At 40.6% G+C, this 6,777-nt stretch carries 5 protein-coding genes; 2 read left to right on the forward strand and 3 right to left on the reverse strand.

Features of this window, described 5'->3' with window-relative positions:
- Positions 1-172 precede the first annotated feature (172 nt).
- Both RMY16_RS17245 and RMY16_RS17250 read right to left on the reverse strand, forming a co-directional pair.
- On the reverse strand, positions 173-1,417 hold the full coding sequence (locus RMY16_RS17245; protein WP_322737431.1) for a two-component system response regulator: 1,245 nt from the start codon (positions 1,415-1,417) through the stop codon (positions 173-175).
- 507 nt (positions 1,418-1,924) lie between these two features.
- Complete coding sequence (locus RMY16_RS17250; protein ID WP_322737427.1) at positions 1,925-2,848, reverse strand: tRNA (5-methylaminomethyl-2-thiouridine)(34)-methyltransferase MnmD; 924 nt, start codon at positions 2,846-2,848, stop codon at positions 1,925-1,927.
- Positions 2,849-2,874: 26 nt separating this feature from the next.
- On the opposite strand from RMY16_RS17250, the gene RMY16_RS17255 reads away from it, so the two are divergent.
- A complete protein-coding gene (locus tag RMY16_RS17255) occupies positions 2,875-3,744 on the forward strand; it encodes a sulfurtransferase (RefSeq protein ID WP_322737428.1) in 870 nt (289 codons plus the stop codon).
- Between the two features lie 240 nt (positions 3,745-3,984).
- Here RMY16_RS17255 and RMY16_RS17260 read toward each other — a convergent pair whose 3' ends face one another.
- Entirely contained in the window at positions 3,985-5,316 is a 1,332-nt protein-coding gene (locus RMY16_RS17260) for a hypothetical protein (protein ID WP_416211681.1), read from the reverse strand.
- A gap of 544 nt (positions 5,317-5,860) precedes the next feature.
- Between RMY16_RS17260 and RMY16_RS17265 the strand changes: the two genes are divergently transcribed.
- Positions 5,861-6,777, forward strand: a 917-nt coding sequence (locus tag RMY16_RS17265; protein ID WP_322737429.1) for a FecR family protein, incomplete at its 3' end; no start/stop codon positions are given.

Here is a 6,777-nt window from a genome sequence, read left to right on the forward strand (position 1 = left end):
TAATGCTGTTGGTACTTTAAAATCTCGGCTCAAATCATACCAGCTAATTATAGAAGACTGAAAATATTAAAAAAGTCAGAATTCAGGAGTCGGTATAACTTCTACTCATAAAAAGCAGAGATTATAATAATGCAAATTAGGGTTTATTACAGCAGCTATAAATCATTACTCCCTACTGCCCACTCTTCCCATTTTCCTGACAAGAGCAAATAAACTCTGCAAACTGCTGCATTAGTTTGGGGTTACGCCAACCAGAATCAGCTTCTTCTTGCATCACTAAAAGGGCTTCTGTTGAAGTAAAAGCTCTTTTATAAGGTCGTTCGCTAGTTAAGGCATCATAAATATCAATTAACTGAAACACTTGTGCCAGATAAGGAATATCATCTCCCTTGAGTCGATCGGGGTAGCCTGAACCATCCCAACGTTCGTGGTGATGACGAATAATCGGAATTACACCGCGCATACTGCGTAGTGGTTGGCAGATTTTTTCTCCAATCAAAACGTGCTGCTGCATAATTTGCCAATCTTCGGGGGTGAGTTTGCCTTTTTTTAGCAGCACAGCATCGGGAATACCTACCTTACCAATATCGTGGAGATAACCACCCCACATCAAATCTCGAATTTGATAGCGTGTGAGGTTGAGGTATTCACCAAAAACTTGTCCCAGTTTTACTAGACGTTCGCAATGGTTGCCTGTATTGGGATCGCGACTTTCAATGGACATAGCAATGGAAAACAGTACTTGTTCGGCATGGTCTAAATCTTCGTTCATACGCTTCTGCCGCACCAAGGACTTCACACGCGCCGCTAGTTCCACCCGATCAAAAGGTTTGGTGAGAAAATCATCTGCCCCAACTTCAATTCCCCGAATGCGCGATCGCCTGTCATTTAACGCTGTAATAAAAATTACTGGGATTAGCCTAGTCTGCTCATCCTGTTTAAGCAATTGGCAGACTTCAAATCCATCCATTCCTGGCATCATTACATCCAGCAAAATCAAATCTGGTTGTTTTTGAGTTACCAATCCCACAACAATAGAACCACTGTCCGCCTCAATCACTTCGTATCCTTCCATCCCCAAGAGGGCAACAGCAGTCATCCGACTGGCGGCATGATCGTCAACTACTAAAACCTTTGGCGGATCTAAATCAAACCCATTCACTTTAGAACCTTTGGCTTGTAGTGTTCTAGAGACCAATGAATCATCACCACAATTAACATCAGATTTTATCCAAGAAGAAATTGCTTGCCGATCTTCAAGCATAAGGTCTCCTTGAGATAAGCTTAAAGAATAACCCTCCGCATTTTGCGATTTCACGGCATGATTTGAACCGATATTCTTCACTGTGCTGATGGGGTTGAACCCATTAACTATTTTTTCTGTAAAGCCTGTATGGTTGGATTTCCATTGAATCACAAAGGCACTCCAAGTTTTTGCACAAGTTAACAGTGTCACATGTTAAAAACAAATTTAATATTTGACTGTATCTGAGTCAGAGTTTCCATAGGGATTATGCATGATCTCAAGCTGCCGAGATGAATTTTTCCCAGTATGTATTTTTATGTTACAAACACCGTGTATCTTGTTGTCAAATTTTTTGCTTCTAATTTCAGTATGATAAATTCTCACAAATGTTAAATCAGGTTTTTTACGGAGATTTTTTAGCCTTATGGCGTCAGAAAGCGTTATATTTTGACTGCTTTATATCAAGATATCGGATTTTGAGTTTTAAGTCTTTATAGTAATCATTGTAATCATTAGATATAAATGTTTTTACTTACTCAGTTATAGCAATACTAAGTACTATGGAAAAATATGTAGTATTGAATACTAACATAAAGATAAGCTATTTGGCTCGTAAAAACTCGTTGAATTAGGCTTGTAGCCCATAGGCGTAGCATATTGTATGATATTGCAATCAAACTACAAACTAGTTCCCATAAAATCCCTGCCTTGTGTTCCCAATAGCCACCTTTTTCGCCAATGGGAGGCAGTTTCAAGGCAAGAGATTTGTTGCTCTTGTTGTCGCCGCCTGACTATGACTTCGGTTGGATCGCTCAATTGAGGATCGCGATAGGGAATAGCAGCACGAGTTAGCAAGTGTTCTTTTTCAACTTCTGAGAGAGTAGTGAGTGAAGAGTGGTCTTTAGACTCAGCATTTTTAGAATGTGTTGCTACGGTACCAGGCGATCGCCTTCCTACGGGTGGGGTAGAAGATATTACCAAGCCAGCAGACAAAAGTGCTGTGCGTACAGCAGCAGCACAAGAATAGGTGGCTAATAAACCATCTGGATGTAAACACAATGACAGTTGTTGAATAAATTCAACAGTCCATAATTGAGGACACTGTGGTGGTGAAAAGGGATCGAGGAAAATTGCATCTGCCCAGAAACCCGACTGACGTACTAGCGCGATCGTAGTTCTAGCATCGCCAATTAGTAGCTTCGCTTTCAGGCAAGGTGTTTGCACTTGATGCTCAAAAGCTAGCTGTTTCAAAATTTCAATATACTTAGAGTTCCAATTATCGAACAACTGATGAGCGATCGCCGCTTGTGGCACTGCTGGATTCAGTTCTAAACCGATTATTTCAACACAACAACTAGGATTCACGTCCCAAATTGTTTGCAAAGCAGCAGCTGTGTTATATCCCAGACCATAACAAACATCCAATAGTCGCAAGATCGGTTTTTGCGCTGCTGTAGCCAGTTGAGTGGGTTCTACAAACTTGCAAAAACTTTCCTGAGTAGCTCCAGAATGGCTGTGAAAGGATTCACCAAACTCTTGAGAGACAAAGGTGAAAGAACCATCTGCTGTTAACTTAGGTGTAAAATTCTCTAAGTCTGACATCTTACAAAAAAACTAAATAATGACTAATGCCCAATACTTCGGCTCCTTTCGACTCCGCTCAAGGCAAGTCGCTCAGTACAAGTCCCCAATTTGTTGTTTCGCCAGCTTGGCTGTTTGAACATCTAGAAGATCCACAAGTTGTTATTGTGGATTGTCGCTTTTCTTTAGCCGATCCACAACTAGGACAACAACAGTATCAAACCAGTCATATAGAGGGGTCATATTACTTAGATTTGAATCAGGATCTTTCCAGTCCAGTGGGTAAGCATGGCGGAAGACATCCTTTACCTAACCCTAATGATATAGCTAACAAATTGGCAGCGATTGGGGTAAATTACCAAAAAAGTTTAGTTGTAGCTTATGATGATTCGCGCTTTGCCTTTGCGGCTCGTCTATGGTGGCTGTTGCGCTATCTAGGACATGAGCAAGTAGCAGTACTAGATGGCGGTTTAGCTGGATGGCAAAAAGCTGGATATTCTGTCACAGATGTTATTCCTCCCTCGCGGATGGGTAGATTTGTCGCTCAAATACAAACAGAAAAGGTGGTAGATATTACAGCCGTGAAAAGCCGGAAAGATAGCCACGAGGTAGTATTGGTAGATTCAAGAGAGAGCGATCGCTACCGAGGCGAACGAGAGCCAATCGATCGAATTGCCGGACATATTCCTGGTGCAGTCAACTATCCCTGGCAAGAAGTTACAGACTCTTCCGGCTACCTACTTCCTCAAGAAGAACAACGCCATCGGTGGGAAAAGCTAAAAACAGCCGAAGAAATATTGGTATATTGCGGTTCTGGCGTTACTGCTTGTGTGAATTTACTTTCTTTAGAATTAGCTGGTATTAGCAAGGGTAAACTTTATGCTGGTAGCTGGAGTGATTGGATTTCCTATTTATAGTCATTAGTCATTGGTCATTGGTCATTAGTCATTGGTCATTAGTCACTTGTACTGAGTTTCGACTGCGCGGTAATCGAGCGAAGTCGAGATTCAACTACCGCGTAGTCGTTGGCGTGGTAACAGAGCGTAGTCGTACCCCTCCGAGGAAGCAAGCTACGCGCACCGTCTCGTAGAGAAGTGCAGCCTCTCTAAGAGTTATATTGTCGTTTTTAATAAAGGACTAATGACAAAGGACAAATTTCAAAACTTACCTAATTGAAAACCGTAATTAATAGTGAAGAACCAGCCATCAAAATCAATGTTTTCGGCGGTTGAACTACCTAAACTTACTCCAGCTTGGACATTCATATTAATGGTGTCGGATATTCGGTAATTTAAGTGTCCGAATACCCGATAAAATTCGTCTTCTCGATCGCGCTGTGTAAAGTCTGATAAGTACATTTGGTAGCCAATACCAACCTGGAGAGGCTTTTGCAAGTAGTAGTTCAGAGACACCCACAAGGAATTGATTATCCGATCACGACTTTGGGGATCGGCAAAATTTACACTCAATTCGTAGAAGCTATCTAGGGTTAATCTTGAAGTTAAAGGATCTCGGCGTCCCAAAGACAGTTGTAGGGAATTTTCATTTAAAAAGCGATCGCCTGCTTTGAAGCTATCCGGGCGATCGCTGCTGTTGGCATAAAATAAATGTTGATTGCTCCAACTGATTTCTCCAAACATTCGTTGGGATAGCTGCTGGTAAATACCGAGATTGAATCTCACCTGATTGTAATGATATTCTGACTGATTTATATAACGAATCAGATTGCCATCAATTGAGCCATTTAAAAAAGTTTTAGATCCCAAAGGGAAATATGTAGAGGCTAGTGTCAGTCCAGAAATAATTAAACCATCTTCTATGGGACTATCATTTGAGGAAAATATGTTACTCGTTTGGAAGTAGCCGACACGTCCTTGTAGATAGGCGATAGGTTTAAACTGAGGTACAGGTTGTTCTGTCGGTGGTGGTAGCTGTTGTTCTAAAGGTTGTTGTTCTAGGGGTCGTAACCGCACCCGTAACCCCAATTCGCGATCGCTATTAGATTCAAATGGTAGTTTTGGCGATCGTAGCAGTTCTAGCAACCTCTCTCGCCTTTGAAAATACTCTCTCTCAGGCAAATTTAATAGTTGCTCCTTTGAGTCTGAAGGAGATATGGGCAAATTATTTGGCTGCGATTCTAGCTGCGGCGGTTCATTTTGCTTTTGAGTATCTATAGGTTCTTCGGTTTGATTTGGGATTTGAGTCGTTTCTGGTGTTTGCTGTGCCAGATTTAACGGCATCCGAGAGTCTAAAGTATGTGACTCACTCGACAGCTTGCACAAAGAGTTAATTGCTTTTTGCTCTAACTTATGACATAACTGCTCATGAGTTAACTGTGTAGTTGCTAAATGATTAGGATGTAAAACATCTGTAATTGCAGATTCTGCCGCATCTACTCTAATGCAACACCAGCTTCCACCACTGGACGTTAACAAAATACAAAAAAACAAATTTTTCCAGTTCTTGAGTCGCATCTGGTTAGATCGCATTAATTGCGTTTGGCAAATGTAGACCCACAAGCTGTATCGGAAGTTCCGACTACAAAGATACAGTTGATTGCATCTATTTTAGCTTTGTAGGTATATACTGAAACTACAAACTAAAATTGCTTCTTTTCGGATTTTTCCCAGATTTTTATGTAAAACTGAGATGCTCCGATAAAATACCTGCTTAAATTTTAGTGAAATACAGCTAGTGAATAATTTCACAACAAATTTTAGCAAGTTATTGTCCACCATAATTAATGACTTTCTGCCTGAAGTGATTATAAAGCGTTATATGTAAAGTACTTTTCGTTTATTTTTTTATATCAAATACTAGCTTCTCAATTTCCTACAGACTTGATTACATACAATTTCAGTTTCATAAGGAAAACTTAAATCAAGTAAATATACATATCATTTATTATTTATTTTATGCATTAAATCTAAATTAAAATTTAAACTAATTTACCTAAAAAACTCTTACAACAATTAGCATTAGCATAAACTTTAATTTTTATGATATTAATTGAAGGTAAAAATTTTTCAAACTATGTTTTATAAATCGTTTCCATTATTGGTGATTGGTTTATGGGGACTTATAGTACTGCCTCTGCCAGATCGGGTAAGCGCTATAACTCCTCTAACGCGAGCACAAATTCAGAACCTCCGCAACATCGTACAACTGATACCCAAAGATAAATTGAAGAAACGTCCTGCACGCAAATTAGATGCAATGACCCCTGGGGACGGGTTGTCAACTGGTCGAGCTTCTCTAGCAGATTTGCGTTTTAATGATGGCTCTTTGGCACGAGTTGGAGAACAGGCGTTATTTCAATTTTTGCCGAAGACTCGTGACTTTAAACTGACAAACGGGACTGTGTTGTTGCTCATCCCACCAGGAAAGGGGCAAACACGTATACAAACACCAAATGCAGCAGCAGCAATTCGTGGTTCAGCATTATTTGTACGCTACGACCAACAAACAGACACTACGATTGTGGGTGCGCTGACAAATAGCGGCATTGAAGTTTCTAACAAGAAAGGTTCTCAAACTCAGGTGTTGGAAGCGGGGCAAATGGTGATTATAGTTAAAGGCGAATTTCAAAGGTTATATGATTTTGATCTCAGAAATTTTTATGAAACGAGCCAGATGGTTCGGGAACTTGATTTGAACAGGCAGAGTCCTGTGCCTACACCTGATCCTGCAATCACCAGTGTTCAAGCCGAAACTACTGCGGCTTTGAAAGCACAGCCACCTATAAAAGGCGAGGGAGTAATTGAAAACCCCTCTTTTGTGCAGTTAACTCCACAAGTTGACCAAACTGAGAAATTACTCAACACCCCAACAGATCCAACACCCGTAACGCCAACAAATCCAACACCCGTAAAACCCGTAACTCCAACACCTGTAACCTCAACAGATCCAACGCCTGTAACCTCAACAGATCCAACACCCGTAACGCCAAC

This window comes from Nostoc sp. DedQUE12b (assembly GCF_034530835.1).
Taxonomy (GTDB): domain Bacteria; phylum Cyanobacteriota; class Cyanobacteriia; order Cyanobacteriales; family Nostocaceae; genus Nostoc.